The following is an 18,152-nucleotide window of genomic DNA, read 5'->3' as shown; positions in this document are numbered from 1 at the left end:
GGGTTATCGGTCCGTCGTTCCGCAGGGACACACGCTGCGAGGCCGGCTCCTCGCCGGGGTGTCCGACCGGACCGGGAGCCCGGTGGGCGCGCGCAGAGCCGCGCCGGCGACTTCCTCGGCAGGCAACAGCGGGGAGGCGGCCACCGCGTGGGCCGCGGTCACCTCGGCGTCGTGGCCTGGGCGGCGGTCGGGAGACCTGGACACTGCGGAGTGCAGGGCGTACCGGCGTGAGGGAGTCAGCGCTTCGAGCAGGACCGTTCGCACCAGACCGCTGGTGAAGCGGTAGGCGCCGAGGCGCAGGGGATCCGCCCCGGGGACCCAGACGATCAGGCCGGCCGCGACCGCGGCGTCGAGCACGTGCAGGACGTCTCGCGGCCACAATCGGCAGACGTCGGCGAGCTGCGGCACGTCGACCACATCCCCGATCACCGCCGCCGCCTGGAGTACATCGCGGGCCCGGTCGTCCAGGGCCTGGACACCCCGGTTGATCAAGTGGGCGACGGAAGGCGGTATGAGCGCGTGCGGTCCGGTCCGCCGGTCGGGCGGCAGCCGCAGCAATTCGGTGAGGAAGCGAGCATTCCCGCCGGTCAGCCGATGGAGCGCCGCACAGTGGTCCTCCAGTCGCGAGACGGCCGCCGCCTCGTCGTGTTCGGCGGTGGTCTCGACGAGGCGCTGGACGTGCGGGAGGCTCAACGGTCCCAGTCGTATGTGCTCGGCTCCGCGCCGCGCCAGCGCCGTCAGCAGCGGCTCGGCGGCCGGCCCGGAATCGGTCAGCGTCGTACACACAACGGTCAGCGGCGCGCCGGGCGACATCCGCAGAAGGCCGATGAGCGCGCGGTGCAGGCAGTCGTCCGCCTCGTGCACGTCGTCGACAACGCACAGGGCGGCCGCGTCAGTACGGCCGCGGTCTCCTTCCAGCAGGCGCAGGACGGGGGTGAGGGCAGCGTCCGGCGTGCCTTCGGCGCACCGGACGTGTATGACCTCCCGCCCGGTTTCGCGAGCCAGCGCCGCGAGTTCGTCGACCAGCCGGGTCCTGCCCGTTCCCGCGTCCCCCGATACGACGCCCCACGCGACGGCGTCCGTGGCCGTAGGCGTCAACAGCTCGGCGAGTCGGGAGAGTTCGCTGCTCCTGCCGGTCAGCGGCAGCCCATGCGCGGTCCGGCGTTCCGCTACGGCCGACCGCAGCACGACGACCGGGGCCCCCCGTCTCGCGGGCCGGACATCGAGCACGCCGGGATCGTGCCGCAGGATCGCCAGATGAATCCTCCGGAGTTCGTGCCCCGGGTCGGTGCCGAGTTCATCGGCCAGGAGCTGTTGAATGGTCGCATACCGCTGTAGGGCCTCGGCGGGACGTCCCGCCGCGTACAGGGCGCGTATCAGCGTCGCCCAGGACGTCTCGCGCAGCGGGGAGCCCGCGATCAGTTCCTCGGCTGCTGCGACGGCCTGGGCGAACGCCCCCTCCTTCAGCAGCAGGGAGGCACGGAGGTCCTCGGCGCCGCGGCGCAGTTCGTGCAACCGCACCGCTTCCCGCTGTGCGAAGTGCCAGCCCCCGGCCTCGGCCAGCGGTTCGCCCCGCCACAGGCGCAGCGCGCGCTCCGCCTCCTCCCGGGCGGATCGCAGTCGGCCGTCGGCGGCCAGTTCCTGCGCACGAACGATCCCGCGCTCGAACAGCACGGTGTCCCTGCGCTCGGGCGAAACCCGGAGCCGGTAGCCGGACATGGCACTGACCAGCGTCTCCGGGGGCTTTCGAGGGTCACGGCCGGGCTCCAGGGCGCGGCGCAGTCGGCTGATGTGCGCGTGGAGGGACGAGCCGGCGGCCGAGGGCGGCCGGCCTTCCCACACGTCCTCGCTCAAACGCTCCGCGCTGACCGGGCGGTTGTTCTCCAGCAGCAGCCGCAGCAGCAGGACACGCCGCTGCGGTGGGCCGAGTTCGACCAGGTCGCCGCCACCGCGCCGCACCTCCAGGGGCCCCAGCATGGCGACGTACGGGCCGGAGGATTCGCTGAGGCGCTGGTCCGTGCGGTGGAAGTCCCGGCTGATGTCGGCCATCGTTCTGCCCTCTGTCCCTGATCGCGCTGTCCACGACGAGGGTGGCCCCGCCGACTGTCCGTTCCACAGGTCGACTCGTGCTCGCCTGTGCTCATCCGTGCTCAGCGGGTCCGGGCACGCGGCCGGTGCCGGCCCTGCGAGACGCTGCTGGTCGAGGTCCTGACCCAACCGCGTACCGCGAACCCGGTACGCGCGGCCGAAGTCCTTCTGGGACGCTGGCGACCCGCGGACTTCTCCGACGCGGCTGCGTTGAGAGCGGCGCAAGCCGCGTCACGGCGCCGTGCGTCCCGCCGGCTTCTGCGTGCCTCAGTAGGCGAGGGCGTCGCTCAGGTCGGACTGCCAGTAGGTCACCGCGAGCGTCTCGTCGACGTACACGCCCTTCGTGGGGAGCGCCGGAGCCGCGGTCCCGCCGCTGTCGAAGGTGACGACGAGGGTCTTCGCCATGTAGCCGTTCTCACCACTGCCGTCGGCGGCTGCCAGGAGGACGCCCGCGTAGCCGGACTCGCCGGGGGCCAGGGTGACGACCGCCTGCGGGTGTGTCTCCTCGAAGACCGCCGGGACGGCCTGGGCCCCGCCGAAGCGGGCCTTCGGGTAGCCGGTGAGGTCGCAGTACTTCGAGCCCGTGTTGGCGACGGTGAGGAGAAGGTGGTTGAGGGGACGGGAGACCTCGGTCGCGGTGGTCTTGGTGTTGGTGCCGGAGCAAGGGGTGTTCCGCGAGGTCGTGTCCGAGGCCTCGGTCTCCTGGTCGGTGGAGCCGCCCGTGGTGGAGCCGCCGGATTTCGAGCCGCCGCTGGTCGAACCGTCGGTCGTGGAGTCGCCGTTCGTGGAGGTGCCGGCCTCGGCGGGCCGGGCGGTCGAGCCCTTCGTGGATTCCGACCGGCCGGGCTGCGGGGCGGCGTTGGACGCCGAGGAGACTCCCTCGTGGTGTACGCCCTGTCCGTTCTCGCACGCCGTGAGGGCGAGCGCGGCGAGCGCGACCGTGGTCGCGGCGAACAGACGGGTACGGGTGGTGGTGCGTGCGGACATGCGTGGTCCCCCTGGAGACGGTTGGATGGGCAGGGCCGCTCGACCGGTTGCCGGGAGCGGCGTGCTTGGATGACACCTTGTGCGGCGATCCGTCCCGGGCGCCACCAATGCCGGGGTGTTCGGGACGCTGGGATGGCTGCAAGGGCTTTGAACTGGGGAAACACGCACCCCCTGGAACGTGGGTCTGGAACGTCGGCTATGGAGGCACGGTGGCTGGGGACGGGGCTGCGGCGGAGTTCGCAGAGCTTCTCAGGAAGCTGAAGGAGCGGGGCGGGCTCAGCTACGGGGTGCTCGGAAAGCGGCTGCACACGAGTGCGTCGACGCTCCACCGGTACGTCAACGGGGACGTGGTACCGACGGATTACGCGCCCGTGGAGCGGTTCGCGCGGGTGTGCAGGGCCACCCCGGAGGAACTGGTGGAGCTTCATCGGCGGTGGGTGCTGGCGGACGCGTTGCGGGGGCAGAAAGGGCCGGTGGCCGCGGTTGCGGGTTCCGCCGATGGCGAGGCTGCGGGTTCGGCTCCCGAGAGCGTGGCCGAGACGGTTACCAAGTCACAGGCGGCTTCCGAGCCTCAGTCTCATGCGGGCCCTGAGCGGGAGCCCGAAGGAGTGACGGAGCTGGCACCCGGGGGCGTACCCGAGCCCAGGGCCAGACGACGTCGGCGGGCCGTTGCTCTCGCCGGTGCCGCCGTGGTCGCCGCCGTCGTGTCCACCACGCTCGTGGTGAACCTCGTGCCCGGCGACGACGACCACACCGGGAAGCAGACCGTGGGTTCCGCCGCTTCGTCCGTCGCCAGGTCTGCCGACGGCCCCGCGCCGACCGACGCGCAGCACACGCCGCCCTCGGCGTCGGACTCGCGCGCCGGTGGCCCGACGGCGTCCGCCTCACGAGGCACCGGCACCTGGGCGAACGACGTCGACTCCGAGGACGGCGCCACCGCGCCCACCGTCGCCACCAACCCCTACACATGGCAAGGTCCCTGTAGCCAGCACTATCTGGTGAAGCGGGAGCCCGCCCAGGTGCCTCCGCCGCCGCTTCGGCAGGAGGCACGTGGGTGGGTGACCGCGCTGGGCGGCGTTGCGGGGGAGAACCAGATGCTGGCGTTGACCGTGCAGGGGTCCGGCAAGGAAACCGTAGTGCTGGAAGCGTTGCACGTACGGGTGGTGCAGAAGGCGACGCCGCTCGCCTGGAACGACTACGCGATGGGCGTCGGGTGCGGCGGTGACGTGCCGACGAAGTCCTTCGACGTGGACCTGGACGCCGGGAGGCCCGACGCCGCGCCCAAGTCCGGGCAGCGGGACTTCCCCTACAAGGTGAGCGAGACCGACCCCGAGGTCTTCTATGTGACCGCCCACGCGCGGGCACACGACGTGAGCTGGTATCTGGAGCTGGAGTGGTCCAGCGGGGACCGGGGCGGGACCGTGCGGATCGACGACCAGGGGCAGCCCTTCCGGACGAGCGGCAGCACAGGGCGGCCGGCGTATGACTACCCACTGGGCGGTAGCGAGTGGCAGACGGCGATCACCGGCTAGTCACCGCGTGGGCGGTGCCTTCCCCGCGGTTCTGGCTCTGGCTCCCTTCCATGACGCGGGCCGCGGCGTGGTGGAGAGCGTGTCTGCGCGAGGGCGTCAGACCGGCGAGAATCACCTGCCGCACCATGCCGGGGGAGAAGCCGTACACATCGGTGCCCTGCGCATACGGGCCCTTCTGCCAGACCAGGAGTCGTGCGGCCACGGCATGGTCGGCCATCTCCAGGACCACCCCAAGGGGGAGACCGCACATCCGGGCGACCAGGTCCGGCTCCAGGACGTCGCCGAGGACGGCCGCGCTCTCCAGCATGGCCCGCACCGCCGGATCGACGGCGGCCAGCCGGACCCGCAGCACGCTGGCGGCGGACGACGGAATCGGCGCCGCGGTACCCACCTGACCCGCGCCTGGGGCTTTCAGCAGCTGGGTGAGGAAGAACGGGTTGCCGCCGCTGAGCCTGTGCAGCTGGTGCGCTTCACCCGCCGCGTCACCGTCGGCCGGCTTGTCCCGCCGGTGGATACGCAGCAGCTGACGCACGGAGCCGACCGTCAGCGGAGCGAGATGCACCCGTTCGGTGCCGTGCCGGGCCAGCGCCGCGAGGAGCGCCTCCACGCCCGGATCGGGGTCGTCCGACACCGTGCACAGCACCGCGAGGGGAGCGTCGTGCAGGGTGTCCGCCCAGTGCGCCAGCAGGTGCCGGAAGACAGGGCTCGCCAGGTGCACGTCCTCGACGACGCACAGGGTCGGTCCTTCGGCGAGTGCGCTCAGCAACTCCTGCGCCAGGACGGACGGCAGGCCGGCGTGACCGGGAAGTGGCGCGTCGCCTTGGTGGAGCCGCCCGCCCGCGGCGGGCCCCGTCTCGGGCGCGGCCCGCCGCAGATCCCTCAGCAACTGGTTCACCGGCGCCAGGGCGGTGACCGCCTCGGCGTCGGCAGCCTTGGAACAGCGGGCCCAGGCCACGACGAAACCCGCCTTCGCGGCCTGGACAGCCAGCTCCTGCGTCAACCGGGTCTTGCCCACGCCCGGCTCGCCGGAGATCACACCCCACGCCGTGCAACCGGACGCCGCGGCGTCGAGCAGGCGGCCCAGCCTGGTGATCTCCTCGTCCCTGCCCAGCAGCGGGCGCGTCGTGCCGGCAGGCCGGCCCGCCCTCGGCTGGTGCCTGGCCGGCCGCGGGTCGGTGGTGAGGGAAACCGGTGGGACGGTGGCGCGCAGCAGCGACATGTCGTGGCGGAGTACGGCCAGTTGCATCTCCCGCAAGGCGGGGCCGGGGTCCAGGCCGAGATCGCGGGCGAGCAGCGTGCGTACCCGCTCGTAGCGCCGCAGGGCCTCGGCGGGCCGGCCGGCACTGTACAGGGCTCGCATCAGCAGGACCCAGGAGGCCTCGCGCAGCGGATCGCGCTCGACCAACTGCTCGGCTCCGATGACCGCCTGAGCCACCTGGCCCTCCTGGAGCAGCAGAGTGGTGTGCAGTTCGTCCGCCGGCAGTTTCAACTGCTCCAGCCGCATCGCCTCGCGCTCGGCGAAGTGCTGGCCCCGCGCGTCGGCGAGCGGCACGCCTCGCCACATGCCCATGGCGTGCTCCAGTTGGTGCCGCGCCTGCGCGAACCGCCGGCGGGAGATCAGGATATGGGCGCGTTCCAGGGCCCGTTCGAACAGGACCGTGTCACGGTCCTCGGGCGGCACGCGCAGGGCATAACCGGTCGACAGGCTCAGCAGCACCTTGGCCTGCTCCTGCCGGGCCCGGCCTGGTTCCAGTACGGTGCGCAAGCGGCTGATGTGGGCGTGTACCGATGAGACGGCGCCGGCCGGCGGCCGTCCCTCCCACAGGTCTTCGCACAGTCGGCTCACGGGCACGGTGCGGCCGTTCTCCAGCAGAAGGCGCAGCAGCAGCGCACGCCGCTTCGGCGGCCCGATCTCCAGGACCGTTCCCGCACGCCGGACCTCCAAGGGGCCCAGACAGAAGAACTTCACATCTCTCACCTCGCCCGAGCCTGGTTCCGGTGACAGGGGCGGCCCGGAATGCCGGTAACAGGGGGCGTCGGACCGCTCGGCCGAAGCCTGTCGTCGGTGCGGCGAGGCCCTCGGGTTCCGTGCGGCGGTGCACGGAACCCGAGGACCGGTTCAGGCGGCCTGACCCCTTGGGGGAAGCGGGTCAGTAGTAGTACCAGTAGGCGTTGGCCTTGTAGCCGGCCGCGGCGATGTTGGCCTGGTACGAGGCGGAGGCGCCGATCTTCTTCTCGCCGCCGTCGTCGTACACGAGGTAGATGTCGACGGGGTAGCCGCGGAGATGGACGGAGGTGCACTGTCCCGGCCGGAGGGGGGCGGTGCTCCAGGCCGTCGTCCAGGTGGTCGCGTTCACCTGGTACGAGGCCTGGTGCGCGTATGTCGTGTAGGTACCGCGTGCACAGAACTGGTACCAGCCGTTGTCGCCGGTGGCGTGGGCCGTGCCGGCGAACGGTACGGTCACCAGCGCGGCGAGCGCGGCGGCACCCACCGTCCTGCGGGCAAGACGTCCGTTGAGGAATCTGTTCACTGCCTTCATCTACCGGGATCTCCCATACGGTTGACGGCTTTTCATCCGCACAACGGTGCTTCGGCCGGAGTGGTTCAAGCCTTTTCTTTGTTTTTCTCTGAACCGGTTGCGCCGTCTGTCCGTTCAAGGAGGCATCGGGCCCTTCAGTCGGAGACCCGAGGTCCGGGCCCCGGCGGTCCCCCAGTTCCGGGGCCCGGACTGACAACCGATCGAGGCCGAGCCTCGACCGACCCCGCCGTCCTCATCCGGCTTCGGCAAGTCCGGCCCAACATCCGCCGTACGCACCCGCGACGGCCCGGGTGTCGTGCCGGAGGATCGCCGAGCGCAGTTCCCGCAGGGCCAGGCCGGGTTCGAGTCTCAGTTCGATCATCAGCGACTGGTGTGCGCGCTGGTAGGCACGTACGGCCTCGGCGGGCCGACCGGCGAGGTACAGGGCACGCATGAGCAGATCCCATGCGGTCTCCCGCAAGGGCTGGTCGGCGGTCAGGCTGTGGGCGGCGGCCACCGCGGCGCCGTACGATCCGCCGCTGAGCAGGACGGCGACCTGCAGCTCCCGGGCCGTCAGCAGGAGTTCGTCCAGTCTGGCGGTCTCCCGGACGGCGAACGGATGATCCGCGGCTTCGGCCAGGGCCGGACCCCGCCACATGGCGAGTGCCGCGTCGACGGCCGCGCGGGCCTCGTCCGTCCTGCGCCGGGCGAGGAGTTCCCGGGCCCGGTTCGTTCCGTATTCGAACCGCACCGTGTCGCGGGCCTGATCGGGCACGATCAGTGCGTACCCGACGGGTTCGCTCGTCAGGCACCGGCCCCGCCCACCCTCGGGCTCCAGGACCTTGCGCAGGCGGCTGATGTGGGCGTGGACCGCGGACACCGCGCCGCGGGGCGGGTTGCCGGCCCACAGATCCTCGCAGAGCCGGTCCATGCTGACCGGGCGGCCGTGGGCGATGAGCAGCCGCGTCAGCAGGACTCTTCGCTGACGCGGCCCCAGGACGACGGGTGTGCCGGCGCGACCGGCCGTGATCGGGCCGAGGAGGGCGAACTCCAACTCGTGGGTGCCGTCGGCGGGCATGACCGCTACTCCCTTCGTTCGACCGGCCGGGTGAATGGGACGAGCCTCCCTCGGACGTACGGACGCCGCGTCGCCCTGGGGCACGATCGCGCTGTCTGTCGCTGGACGGAGACGCCGCGGTTCGGCCTCGCGGAAAGGCCGGACGCGGGGCGAACCAAGGCGCTCCGGGCCCCGTTGAGGGGGCGGTGGACCCGGAGAGCGCCTCAACCGTTCAGGGCCGCCAGGACGCGGTCGGCGGTGTCCGTGCTCGACTGCGGGTTCTGCCCGGTGATCAGGTTGCCGTCCTGGACGACCTTCCTGCTCCACGGGGCCCCGGTGTCGAGGACGGCGCCGCGTTCGCGCAGCCGGGTCTCGACGAAGTACGGGGCGTTGTCGCCGAGCCCGCCCTGCCGCTCCTCCTCGTCGGTGAAGGACGTCAGGCGGCGGCCGGCGAAGGTGAAGCCGCCGTCGTCCCTGGCCGCGCTGAGCAGCGCGGCCACACCGTGGCACAGGGCGGCCACCGTCTTGCCCTGGGCGTCGGCCTCGTTGAGCAGGCGGCCGAGGTCAGCGCTCTCGGCGAGGTCGGCCATCGGGGCGTGGCCGCCGGGGAGGTAGATCGCGTCGTAGTCGCCCGCGCGGACGTCGGCCAGAGCCATCGGGGTGTCGAGCACGTCGGCGATGGAGGCGAGGTAGCCGCGGAACCGCTCCGCGTCGGCCGCCGGGACGCCGCCGCGGGCGTCGAGGCTGAGCTGGTCCACGGTCGGCCGCACACCGCCCGGCGTGGCGACGTCCACCTCGGCGCCGGCGGCGCGCAGCACCTCGTGGGAGGCGGCGACCTCTTCGGCCCAGTAACCGGTGGGGTGCACGGAGCCGTCGGCCAGTTTCATGCTGTCCGCACCGGAGACGACCATCAGGATCTTCGACATGGCTTGCCTGTTCTCTTCATGGGATGGGGCCACCGCAGCGGGCCCGGCCGTGGCCGCGGCGGGCTGCCGTGGGGCCGGGCCGCCGCAGAGAAGACAACGCCAGCATCCATCAGGTACTTTCGGCACCACTTCCCATATCCATAAGAAGACTTATGGAAGGAGCCTTGTGTGCCGAGCCTCGATCTGCTGTCGACGTTCCTGGAGATCTACCGGGCGGGGTCGCTGTCCGCCGCCGCCCAGCGTCTGGGCGTGACGCAGCCCGCGATCACCGGGCAGCTCGCCCGCCTGGAGGAGCAGCTCGGCGAGCAGCTGTTCGTCCGCTCCCGGCGAGGGGTCACGCCCACCCAACGGGCCGCAGTGCTGGCGGCCCGGGTCGGCCTGCACGTGGACGAGCTGCGTGGCGCTCTGGGCTCGGTCGACGCGCAGCCGGCGATGCGGGGAACCGTGCGGATCGGCGGCGCGGCGGAGGTGATGACGCTGCGGGTGCTCCCCGCGCTGGCGCCGCTGACCGGTCGAGGGGTGTGCTTCCACGCGACGCTGGGGCTGGCCCAGGACATGCTGGTCGCGCTCGTCGCCGGCCGGCTGGACCTGGTCGTCTCGTCGGTGCGCCCCAGGCATCAGGCGGTCGTCGGGGTGCCGTTGATCGACGAGGAGTTCCTGCTGGTGGCGCCGCCCGCGATGGAGCGCACCGTCGACGCGGGCCGACTGCGTGCCGATCCCGCGAAGGCGCTGGCCCACCTGCCGCTTGTCGCCTACGCCGAGGATCTGCCGATCATACGCCGTTACTGGCGCAGCGAGTTCGGCCACCGGCCGCCCAATCCGGTCGCACTGGTCGTGTCCGACCTGCGCGCCGTGCTGGCCACGGTCGAGGCCGGAGTCGGCATCTCGGTCCTCCCGCGGTACCTGGTCGCCCCCGCCCTCGCCGCCGGGCGCGTGGTGCAGCTGCACCAGCCCGAGGTCGCGCCGCTGAACACCCTGTACCTGGCGACCTGGCACGGCGCTCCCGCCAGCCCCGCCCTCGCCGTGGTCCACGAACACCTCCAGCAGGCCGCCCGCGCGTGGGGCGGGCTGTGAGCAGCCGGTGACCTCGCGGGCGATCATGTCCTGGCGTACGGTCCCGTCACGCCGTTCCCTCCACGCGTCGGCTCACGAGCATCATTGATCTCTCGACGGAACACGGTTCTTGGGGGTGTCCTCACCCGTCATAAGAATTGTTATGTGCGGTGGCCACTCATCCGGCCGCCCCCTCCCTGCCCCGCGATTCCGGCGACAAGCCGATGGCAAGAGTCGGCCAAGCCGCCCCGGAAAGTGTGACGTCTGCTCCGGGCCTTTGCTGCCGGAAGTGTCCTGATGTGAGACAGACGGGTGGGGCGCCACGATGGCGAGTCGGACCATGGAATCTCGGCGGATCGCGTCCGACGGGGTCCGCGGCGGGAACGGGTGCGGCGGGGCCGGGTGCGAGGCGTTCCTGCACGCGCTGTACGAGGAGTACGGGGGGCTGCTGCTGCGGTTCGCGGCGCGGTTGCTGGACGGGGACTGGCATCGGGCGGAGGACGTACTCCAGGAGGCGGCGGTCCGGGCCTGGCGTCATCGGGACGTGCTGGAATCCCAGCCGGAGGGTCTGCGGCCGTGGCTGTTCACGGTGGTGCGCAACCTGGTCATCGACGCCCATCGGGCGAGTCGGACGCGGCCGGCGTTGTCGGACTCCTTGGAGGACGTGGACCCCTTCGTCTCCGACGAGGTGGAGCGGCTGCTGACGGCGCGGGTGGTGACCGAGGCGCTGGAAGATCTGAACGGGCAGCAGCGCGAGGTGCTGCGGCAGATGTACTTCCTCGGCTCCAGTGTCGCGCAGGCGTCCGACGCCCTGGGCATCCCGCCCGGCACGGTCAAGTCCCGTACGCACCACGCCATGCGCGCCTTGAAGAAGGCTCTCCAGGCCCGCGGCGTCCAGCCATGACCACGCCGAGTCCGGCCGCGGTGCCGGCGAACGATTCCTCCGGCACCGCAGCCCCGGGGCCGGGCCGGGGCCCGGCCAGGGCCCGGTCAGCACCCGGCGGCGGTGGAGATCGCCCAGTTGTGCTTGGCGGGAACGTCAGCGGTCCCGGGGTCCACCACGGAGACGGTTCCGGCGTTCCATCCGGTCAGGTACTCCGTGTACTTCGGGCTGACCAGGGTGACAGCGCACGTGTCGACCCAGCTCATCCGCCAGAGCTGACCGGCGTCCTTGACCGTGCACGGTGACACGTACGGGGTCTCGCCGTTGCTGTCCAGGCAGTTGTTGGTGGACGTGATCCTGAGCAGGAAGGTCCCGTCACCCACCACGAAGCGCTGCCAGGTCGGCGCGCTGCCGCAGTCGCCCTGGCCGACCATCCGGCCTGAGTCGATCGTGGCCAGGCACTTGCCCGTGTGCCCGTTGGCCACGTGGCGCCTGGTGCTCTCCCAGTAAGGGGCGGTCGTGTCCTTGGACACGGGCTGCGGGGGCGCCGCCTTGGGCGACACGGTCGGCTGCGGCGCCTGCTCCTGCCGCTCCTTCCGCAACGAGGGCGGTGGCGGTAGCTCCTCCGGCTTCGGCTCCGGCTTGTTCCGGCTGAGCACGTAGGGCCCGCCCGGCCCGCCGGGGACCGTGGCCGGCCGGGTCTTCTTCACGAGCACCGGGGCGGAAGGCGCAGACGTGCTGTCCTCGGGAGGGTCCTCGGGCACGAAGACACCGTCCGCGTGCGGCCCGTCGCCGTCGCTGAGCAGGGTGTCCTGAGCCACGGTGCCGGTGCGGGGGTTCCGCTCCTCGTCGTCCCCGCCCGCCATCAGGAAGGGGACGGCAAGCAGCACCGCGCCGACCATGGCCGCCGCGGCCAGCATCGGCTTCTTCGGACGGCCGAAGGCGGACGCCGGCTCGTCGGCAGGCGGCTCGGCGCCGCCGGCGGCCGCCGCTGTCCCGGGCGACGCCGAGCCGGCCGTGCCCCGGGCAGCCGCCGCGGTGCCGGCCGCACCGGCGCGCCGCCCTTCATCCCGGTCGGCATCCCGCGACGCTGCTGCCGACTCTTCCGACGAGCGGGCGGCGGCCAGGCGCGGGCGCAGGGCACGCAGCCTCGACGTGACGGACTCGGCAGCGCCCGGTGCGGGGTCCGCGCCAGGTACGGGGCCGGTGGCGCTCGCGGCCTCCGCGCCGGTGACGGGCTCGCTGCCACGTACGGAATCCGTACCGGCCGTCCCCTCGCCGCGCGCGGCACCCGGTTCCGTGCCCGCCGCGGTGGGCACGGTCGCCACCGCCTGGCGGCGGGCAGCCGCGGCGCGGGCGACTCTGCCGGCGGCGGCCCCCCCGTGCTCGGACGCCGTACGGCGCACGCCCTCGGCGTCCCCTTCAACAGGCATCATTTCCTCCACAGTGGTTTGAGCTGAGCAGGTGGGTGAGACCTGCGCGGGTGGCCGTCCGGCCCGCGGTGGCACTGTCGCGGGCGGTCCCGAGCCGCGCCGGGGCGTCACGCCCCCGGCGAGCCGTGCCTCGCGTACGCACCCCTTCGTGACAACGCAGACCGCGCGGTTCGGTTCAAGGCGTCATCCGGTGGGCCGCCGCTGCGTCGGCACGCCGGCGTTCGGCAGGTCCTCCGGGAGCAGCATCCGCAGATCGTCGACGCCGGGCGCGACCATCGCACCGAGTCGCCGGGCCTGACGCGTCATCATCGTCTCCAGCAGCTGGCGTGCGGCGCGCGCGTTGCCGAACGTGCGGTCCCGGGGCAGTGCGTCCACCCAGGCCCGCAGCGACCGCTCGGTGTCCGCGGCGCACTCGTACCCGAAGGAGACGGCCTGCCGGCCGATGATGGTGACCAGCTCGTCGGTGGTGTAATCCTCGAACCGTACATATCGGGAGAAACGGGAGGCCAGGCCGGGATTGGAGGCCAGGAAGCGCCCCATCTCCTCGGTGTAGCCCGCGGCGATCACCACGACCTCGTCGCGGCGGTCCTCCATCAGCTTCAGCAGCGTGTCCACCGCCTCCTGACCGAAGTCGTTGGAGACTCCCGGCGGGGTGAGGGTGTACGCCTCGTCGATGAAGAGCACGCCGCCGAGGGCGCGTTCGAAGACCTCCCGGGTGAGCTGGGCGGTGTGGCCGACGTACCGGCCGACCAGGTCGGCCCGGGCCACCTCGACGAGCTGGCCGCGCGGGAGCACCCCGAGGGAGTGCAGGAGCCGCGCGTACAGCCGGGCCACGGTGGTCTTGCCGGTGCCGGGCGGCCCGGAGAAGACCAGATGGTGGCTGATCCTCGGAGTCGGCAGGCCGGCTGCCGCCCGCTGCCTGGTCGCCGCCAGCAGGTCGACGAGGTCCTTCACCTCGCGCTTGACCGCGGCCAGACCGACCATGTCCGCCAGTTCGGCCAGCATCTGCTCGCGGCTGTCCCCGGGCGGCGAGGCCGTTTCCGTATCGCTCACGTCCTCGGGCAGCAGCAGCATCAGATCGCTCTCGGCGGCCTCGGCCATGGCCGACAGCCGGAACGCCTGACGGTCCACCATCTCCTCGAAGACCCGTCGCGCCGCGCGGCCGTTGCCGAAGGTGGCATCCCGAGGCATCCGCTCGTAGTGCGCCGTCAGAGCGTCCCGGGTCCGCGGGTCCAGCTCGTACTGGTGCGCCCGGCACATGTTCTCCGTGATGGTCACCAGCTCCTCGACCGAGTAGTTGGCGAACTCGACCGTGCGGGTGAACCGGGAGGCCATGCCCGGGTTCGCGGAGAGGAACGCGTCCATCTCCGCGGTGTATCCGGCGGCCACCACCACCACGTCGTCGCGGTGGTCCTCCATCAGCTTCACCAGGGTGTCGATCGCCTCCCGGCCGAAGTCCGCGCCCGAGCCCCTGCCGTCGGACAGCAGGGTGTACGCCTCGTCGATGAAGAGCACCCCGCCGATCGCCTCGTTGAACGCCTCGGTGGTTTTGATGGCCGTACCACCGATGATTTGCGCCACCAGGTCGGCCCGGGACACCTCCACCAGATGCCCGGAGGGCAGCACCCCCAGCTCAGCCAGGATGCTTCCGTACAGCCGGGCCACGGTGGTCTTGCCGGTACCGGGCGGCCCGGCGAACACCAGGTGGCGGCTCATCGGCGGTGCGGACATGCCCAGGCTGGCCCGGCGCCGCGCCAACTGGTTGAGGTTGACCAGGGTGCGGACCTGGTGCTTGACCTCCGCCAGGCCCACCAAGGCCTCCAGGTCGGTCAGAGGCCCCGCCGGTTTACCGGCGGCTCGCGGGCCGGCGGCGCCCGGCGACAGCCCGGCGGCCACGGCCGCCTCCACGCCCCACAGGTCGGGCTGCTCGTTGCCCGCGCTGGTCAGGTCCTCGACCTCCAGCCGGTCGCCGGGGCGGGTCTGGCGCAGCCCGGAGCCGCGGTTGTCCCGCACGGTGCAGCCGGTGACGGTGACCTGCTCGGCGCTGTCCACCCGGATTCCGTCGCCGGTGTTGCCGCTGAGTTCGCAGGAGCGCAAGCTGACCCGCCCACCGTCGGCGATCCGCAGGCCATGGGCGCCTGAGCCGGTGACCTGGGTACGGGTCAGGGTCAGCTCGGCATCCTTGTCCACGGCGACGCCGGAACCCTTGCTGTCCTCGATCCGGCAGTCGCGCAGGCTGCCCAGACCGCCGGTCGCCACGGTGACGCCGCTGTCGGCGGCAGCGCGCAGGACCGTGTCGCCGAGGTGCGGGTTGCCGCCGTCGGCGATCCGCAGCGCGGAGCCGCCCGCGGCCATCAGCGAGCAGCTCTCCAACCGCCCGTTGCCGTCGTCGGTGACCTCCACGCCGTGGCCGCCCGGCGAGGTGACGACCGCCCGGCGCAGCAGCGGGTTGGCGCCGGAGCGTATGGCCACGCCGGTGCCGCCCGTGCCGTCCACCTCCAAGCCGTCGAACTCCGCCGCGCAGTTCTCCGCCAGCAGCACGGCCGGACCCTGACTGTCGCAGTCGCGTACCACCGTGTGCCGGAGGACGGGCGTGCTGCTGCCGGTCACCCGGATGGCGGGCGCGGCGGAGGAGTGGAACTCGCACTCCTCGAACGTCCCCCGGGACCGCTCGGTGACGGCCAGTCCGCTGCCCTTGGTGCGCGTGGTGCGGCAGCGCCGCAGCAGCGGGTCGGCGCCCGACGCGAGCGTGATCCCGGGACCGGTGGTGGCGGTGACGGTCACCTCCTCCAGCTCCGGGCGCGAGGTGCTGGTGATGAACACCCCCACCGAGACGTCGCGGACGGTCGTCCGCAGCACCCGGGTGGTGCTGTGCCCCTCCAGGGCGAGGGCGGGTTTGTCGGTGGCGGAGATCTCGCAGTCCTCGACCGTGCCCTGGGCTTCGCCGTTGGCGAGCAGCCCGTTGCCCCGGGCGTCGCGCAGCCGGCAGTCGCGGACGACCGAGCGCCCGTTCTCGGTGATGACGATCGCGGAGGTGCCCAGGTTCTCGATCACGCAGTTCTCGATGACGCTGCCGGTCGGGGCAGTGTCGACGATGCCGGCCCCGGCCGGGTTGGTGACCCGGCAGTGCCGCATCGCCAGCGAACCGCTCTGCCGCGCGAGCACAGCCGTCCAGCCCGCCCCGACGACCGTGCAGCCGTCCATGGCCACCTGACCGCGGGGGGCGTCCACCACCGGCATGTCCTCGCTGCCGCCGCGCAGCACCAGGTCGGTGAGCATCACCGCGTCCGCCAGCAGCACCACGGCGGTGCCCAGGCGCGGGCAGATCTCCACGGTGCCGGGCTCGCCGTCGGCGGCGATCGTCACCCTGGTCCGCACGGTCAGGTTCTCCGCGTAACGCCCGGGTCGGACCCGGATGACCGCGCCGGTGCGCGCCTGTGCCAGCGCCTCGCCGATCGTCCGGAGCCCCTGCGGGTCCTTCGGGTTGACCGTGAGCAACTGCCGTGACACGCGCGGACCTCCTCGTTTCCATACCGCTCCCGGCTCGTGCCGGTTCGTGTGCGCCAGCGGCCGACGGGACGTGGCCCACCCGGCCGGGCATCCCCGGCGCTGGCCTGGCCCTCTGAATCCAACAGCCTCGACCAGGCCAGGAGCAGGCACAGCCCTTGTCGAATCCTTGTCGTCGCCACCGCCGCGGCCGGCCCGATCACTACGATGCGGCTATGCGACATGCCCTTTTCCGCGCGACGAGGGCAGCGGTGGCCGCCGCGCTGCTCGCCTCGGCATCCGCTGCGGGGTGGCCCGCGGTCGCGGTCGCGGCCCCGGTCAGCCTGCCCGGCGTCGTCACCCAACTGGCGGCCGGTCAGCCATGCGCGACGGGCTCGCCCCGTACCGCGCAGGCGCAGCCGTGGAGCCGCCGGGCGATGGGACTGCCGCGCGCCTGGCAACTGTCCCAGGGGGCCGGGGTGACGGTCGCGGTGGTGGACACGGGCGTCGGCACCGGCATCCCCGCACTGGCCGGCCGGGTCCGCACGGTCGGCGACGCGGACCGGGACTGCGTGGGCCACGGCAGCTTCGCGGCCGGACTCATCGCCGCCGCACCAGGAGACGGCACCGGCGTGGCCGGAGTCGCGCCGCAGGCGCGGATTCTGGCCGTCCGGGACACGGACGAGCGCGGCGCCGTCACCGCGGCCGGTGTCGCGCGGGGGATACGGGAGGCCGTGGACGCCGGCGCGGATGTCGTCTACGTCGCCCACGCCCTGTTCACCGGACGGCAGGAACTGACCACCGCCGTCGCGTACGCCACCCGAGGCGACGTGCTGGTGGTCGCCCCCGCCGCGCCGGACACCGCTCCCACCGACCCGCGCACCGGCCGCCCCGATCCCACGGCCAGGCCCTGCTTCCCCGCGTTCGTCCCGCAGGTGCTCTCGGTGGTGGACTACGGCCCCGGCGACAGCCGTCCGCAGAACGCGCCGTTTCCGTTCGCCCCCGACCTCGCCGCCCCCGGCGACGCGGTGGTCAGCGTCGGCCCGCGGGGGGCGGGGCACTACGTGGGCTCCGGCTCCTCCCTGGCCGCGGCGCACGCCGCGGGGGCCGCCGCACTGGTCCGGGCCCGCTATCCGCGGCTGCCGGCCGCCGAGGTCGCCCGCCGGCTGACGGGGTGGGCCTATCCCGCGAGCGTCCCGAAGCTGGACCCGTACGGTGCGGTGTCCGCGGTCCTGCCGGTCCGGCAGGACCCCCTGCCGGACCCGGTCCCCGCGCAGTTGCCCCGGCCCGGCTCCGACCGTCCGCGCGTGCGCGCCCTGGCCGTCGCGGGCGGGGCCGGTGCGGTGGTGCTGCTCATGGCCGCCGCGGCGGTGGTCGTCCCCCGCGGTCGCGCTCGCGCCTGGCGCCCTGCGGGTCGGTAGGGCGGCCCGGGCCTCCTCCCCGGCAGCCCCGCCGGGTGGGCGTCCGTGGGGGTGCGGGCACCCTGCCGGGCGCGCGCCCGTAGAGATGCGGGTGCGGCCAGGGCATATGTGAAGCCGATGCGGCAGCGGACCGCCTCAGCAGCCTGCCTGTGAGCTGGAATCCCTGTCCGACTGGGTGTGCGCCGACCACCCCGGGCGATGCGTCGTGTGCGGGACTCCCTTCCCCACGGGCGCGGCCATCGCGCCCGAGTCCGAGGGCTGGCGCGCCGACCGCTGCCCGAGGAGGCCGCCGACCTGCGGAGCTGACCGCGGCCTGTCAGACGGCCGCCGCTTCCTTGATGCCGACCGCCTCTCGGAGAACTGTCAGTCGTCAACACGGCGGAATCAAGGCATCGCACAGGAAGGCGGCGCGCTCGTCCGGTGAGCGGACGCACGATGGCTAGCCTTCCTGAAACCAAGACTGAGCAAGCACAAAGCTTCTCTGCGAAGAGAGGGCTCGTATGCTTCCATGACCCGCCCCGTACAACAGTCCTGAAACATCTCGGTGTGGAGCGAAACGCTCGGCGTTACCGGTAGCGACGCTCGGCAGGGGCCGTCTTCCGCGGCGGCGGCCACGCCGCCGCCCGGTGCCGGTGGGGGCCGGGGCGCCACCGGTCGGGCGTTGCGGCGGGGGCTCAGCTCTCGTCCAGCAGAGCCGTCTGGATCTGGCGGTTCTTGCGGCGGGCGATGTGCGTCGCCCGGCCGGGGACCAGGCTGCGGCCTTTGAT

The 18,152-nt window shown here is 72.7% G+C and carries 12 protein-coding genes; 4 read left to right on the top strand and 8 right to left on the bottom strand.

From position 1 onward, the window contains the following. Positions 1-3: 3 nt before the first annotated feature. A complete protein-coding gene (locus VIW71_RS17225; protein ID WP_331623201.1) occupies positions 4-2,049 on the bottom strand; it encodes a BTAD domain-containing putative transcriptional regulator in 2,046 nt (681 codons plus the stop codon). Between the two features lie 306 nt (positions 2,050-2,355). Beyond that, complete coding sequence (locus tag VIW71_RS17220; RefSeq protein ID WP_331623200.1) at positions 2,356-3,075, bottom strand: DUF4232 domain-containing protein; 720 nt, start codon at positions 3,073-3,075, stop codon at positions 2,356-2,358. Positions 3,076-3,284: 209 nt separating this feature from the next. Between VIW71_RS17220 and VIW71_RS26595 the strand changes: the two genes are divergently transcribed. Then, entirely contained in the window at positions 3,285-4,607 is a 1,323-nt protein-coding gene (locus tag VIW71_RS26595) for a transcriptional regulator (RefSeq protein WP_414720760.1), read from the top strand. Here VIW71_RS26595 and VIW71_RS17205 read toward each other — a convergent pair. From VIW71_RS17205 to VIW71_RS17190, 4 genes are all read right to left on the bottom strand, one after another. Then, on the bottom strand, positions 4,597-6,576 hold the full coding sequence (locus tag VIW71_RS17205; RefSeq protein WP_331623199.1) for a BREX system ATP-binding domain-containing protein: 1,980 nt from the start codon (positions 6,574-6,576) through the stop codon (positions 4,597-4,599). The two genes, VIW71_RS26595 and VIW71_RS17205, sit on opposite strands and share 11 nt — an antisense overlap. A 181-nt stretch (positions 6,577-6,757) precedes the next feature. After that, positions 6,758-7,147, bottom strand: a complete 390-nt coding sequence (locus tag VIW71_RS17200; protein WP_331623197.1) for a hypothetical protein — start codon at positions 7,145-7,147, stop codon at positions 6,758-6,760. 232 nt (positions 7,148-7,379) lie between these two features. Beyond that, entirely contained in the window at positions 7,380-8,204 is an 825-nt protein-coding gene (locus VIW71_RS17195) for an AfsR/SARP family transcriptional regulator (protein WP_331623195.1), read from the bottom strand. A 203-nt stretch (positions 8,205-8,407) separates the two neighbouring features. Next, positions 8,408-9,109, bottom strand: coding sequence for a type 1 glutamine amidotransferase domain-containing protein (locus tag VIW71_RS17190; protein ID WP_331623194.1), 702 nt, complete (start codon positions 9,107-9,109; stop codon positions 8,408-8,410). Positions 9,110-9,277: 168 nt separating this feature from the next. Here VIW71_RS17190 and VIW71_RS17185 point away from each other — a divergent pair, with 168 nt between their 5' ends. Both VIW71_RS17185 and VIW71_RS17180 read left to right on the top strand, forming a co-directional pair. Next, positions 9,278-10,183, top strand: coding sequence for a LysR family transcriptional regulator (locus VIW71_RS17185; RefSeq protein ID WP_331623193.1), 906 nt, complete (start codon positions 9,278-9,280; stop codon positions 10,181-10,183). Between the two features lie 319 nt (positions 10,184-10,502). Further along, entirely contained in the window at positions 10,503-11,066 is a 564-nt protein-coding gene (locus tag VIW71_RS17180) for a sigma-70 family RNA polymerase sigma factor (protein ID WP_331623192.1), read from the top strand. 86 nt (positions 11,067-11,152) lie between these two features. On the opposite strand, the gene VIW71_RS17175 is transcribed toward VIW71_RS17180, so the two are convergent. After that, on the bottom strand, positions 11,153-12,481 hold the full coding sequence (locus VIW71_RS17175) for a hypothetical protein (protein ID WP_331623191.1): 1,329 nt from the start codon (positions 12,479-12,481) through the stop codon (positions 11,153-11,155). A gap of 180 nt (positions 12,482-12,661) precedes the next feature. Next, complete coding sequence (locus VIW71_RS17170; protein ID WP_331623190.1) at positions 12,662-15,988, bottom strand: right-handed parallel beta-helix repeat-containing protein; 3,327 nt, start codon at positions 15,986-15,988, stop codon at positions 12,662-12,664. Positions 15,989-16,200: 212 nt separating this feature from the next. Between VIW71_RS17170 and VIW71_RS17165 the strand changes: the two genes are divergently transcribed. Next, positions 16,201-17,385, top strand: coding sequence for a S8 family serine peptidase (locus VIW71_RS17165; RefSeq protein ID WP_331623189.1), 1,185 nt, complete (start codon positions 16,201-16,203; stop codon positions 17,383-17,385). The last annotated feature ends 767 nt before the right edge of the window (positions 17,386-18,152 follow it).

The sequence above is a fragment of the Streptomyces sp. genome, from assembly GCF_036524955.1.
Taxonomy (GTDB): Bacteria; Actinomycetota; Actinomycetes; order Streptomycetales; family Streptomycetaceae; genus Actinacidiphila.
This window is presented reverse-complemented; position numbering and strand designations above follow the sequence as displayed.

Bases quoted from the DNA above. Each gene is read 5' to 3' on its own strand.
- VIW71_RS17225 (WP_331623201.1), bottom strand. From the start codon at position 2,049: ATGGCCGACATCAGCCGGGACTTCCACCGCACGGACCAGCGCCTCAGC.
- VIW71_RS17220 (WP_331623200.1), bottom strand. From the start codon at position 3,075: ATGTCCGCACGCACCACCACCCGTACCCGTCTGTTCGCCGCGACCACG.
- VIW71_RS17200 (WP_331623197.1), bottom strand. From the start codon at position 7,147: ATGAAGGCAGTGAACAGATTCCTCAACGGACGTCTTGCCCGCAGGACG.
- VIW71_RS17195 (WP_331623195.1), bottom strand. From the start codon at position 8,204: ATGCCCGCCGACGGCACCCACGAGTTGGAGTTCGCCCTCCTCGGCCCG.
- VIW71_RS17190 (WP_331623194.1), bottom strand. From the start codon at position 9,109: ATGTCGAAGATCCTGATGGTCGTCTCCGGTGCGGACAGCATGAAACTG.
- VIW71_RS17180 (WP_331623192.1), top strand. From the start codon at position 10,503: ATGGAATCTCGGCGGATCGCGTCCGACGGGGTCCGCGGCGGGAACGGG.
- VIW71_RS17175 (WP_331623191.1), bottom strand. From the start codon at position 12,481: ATGATGCCTGTTGAAGGGGACGCCGAGGGCGTGCGCCGTACGGCGTCC.
- VIW71_RS17165 (WP_331623189.1), top strand. From the start codon at position 16,201: ATGCGACATGCCCTTTTCCGCGCGACGAGGGCAGCGGTGGCCGCCGCG.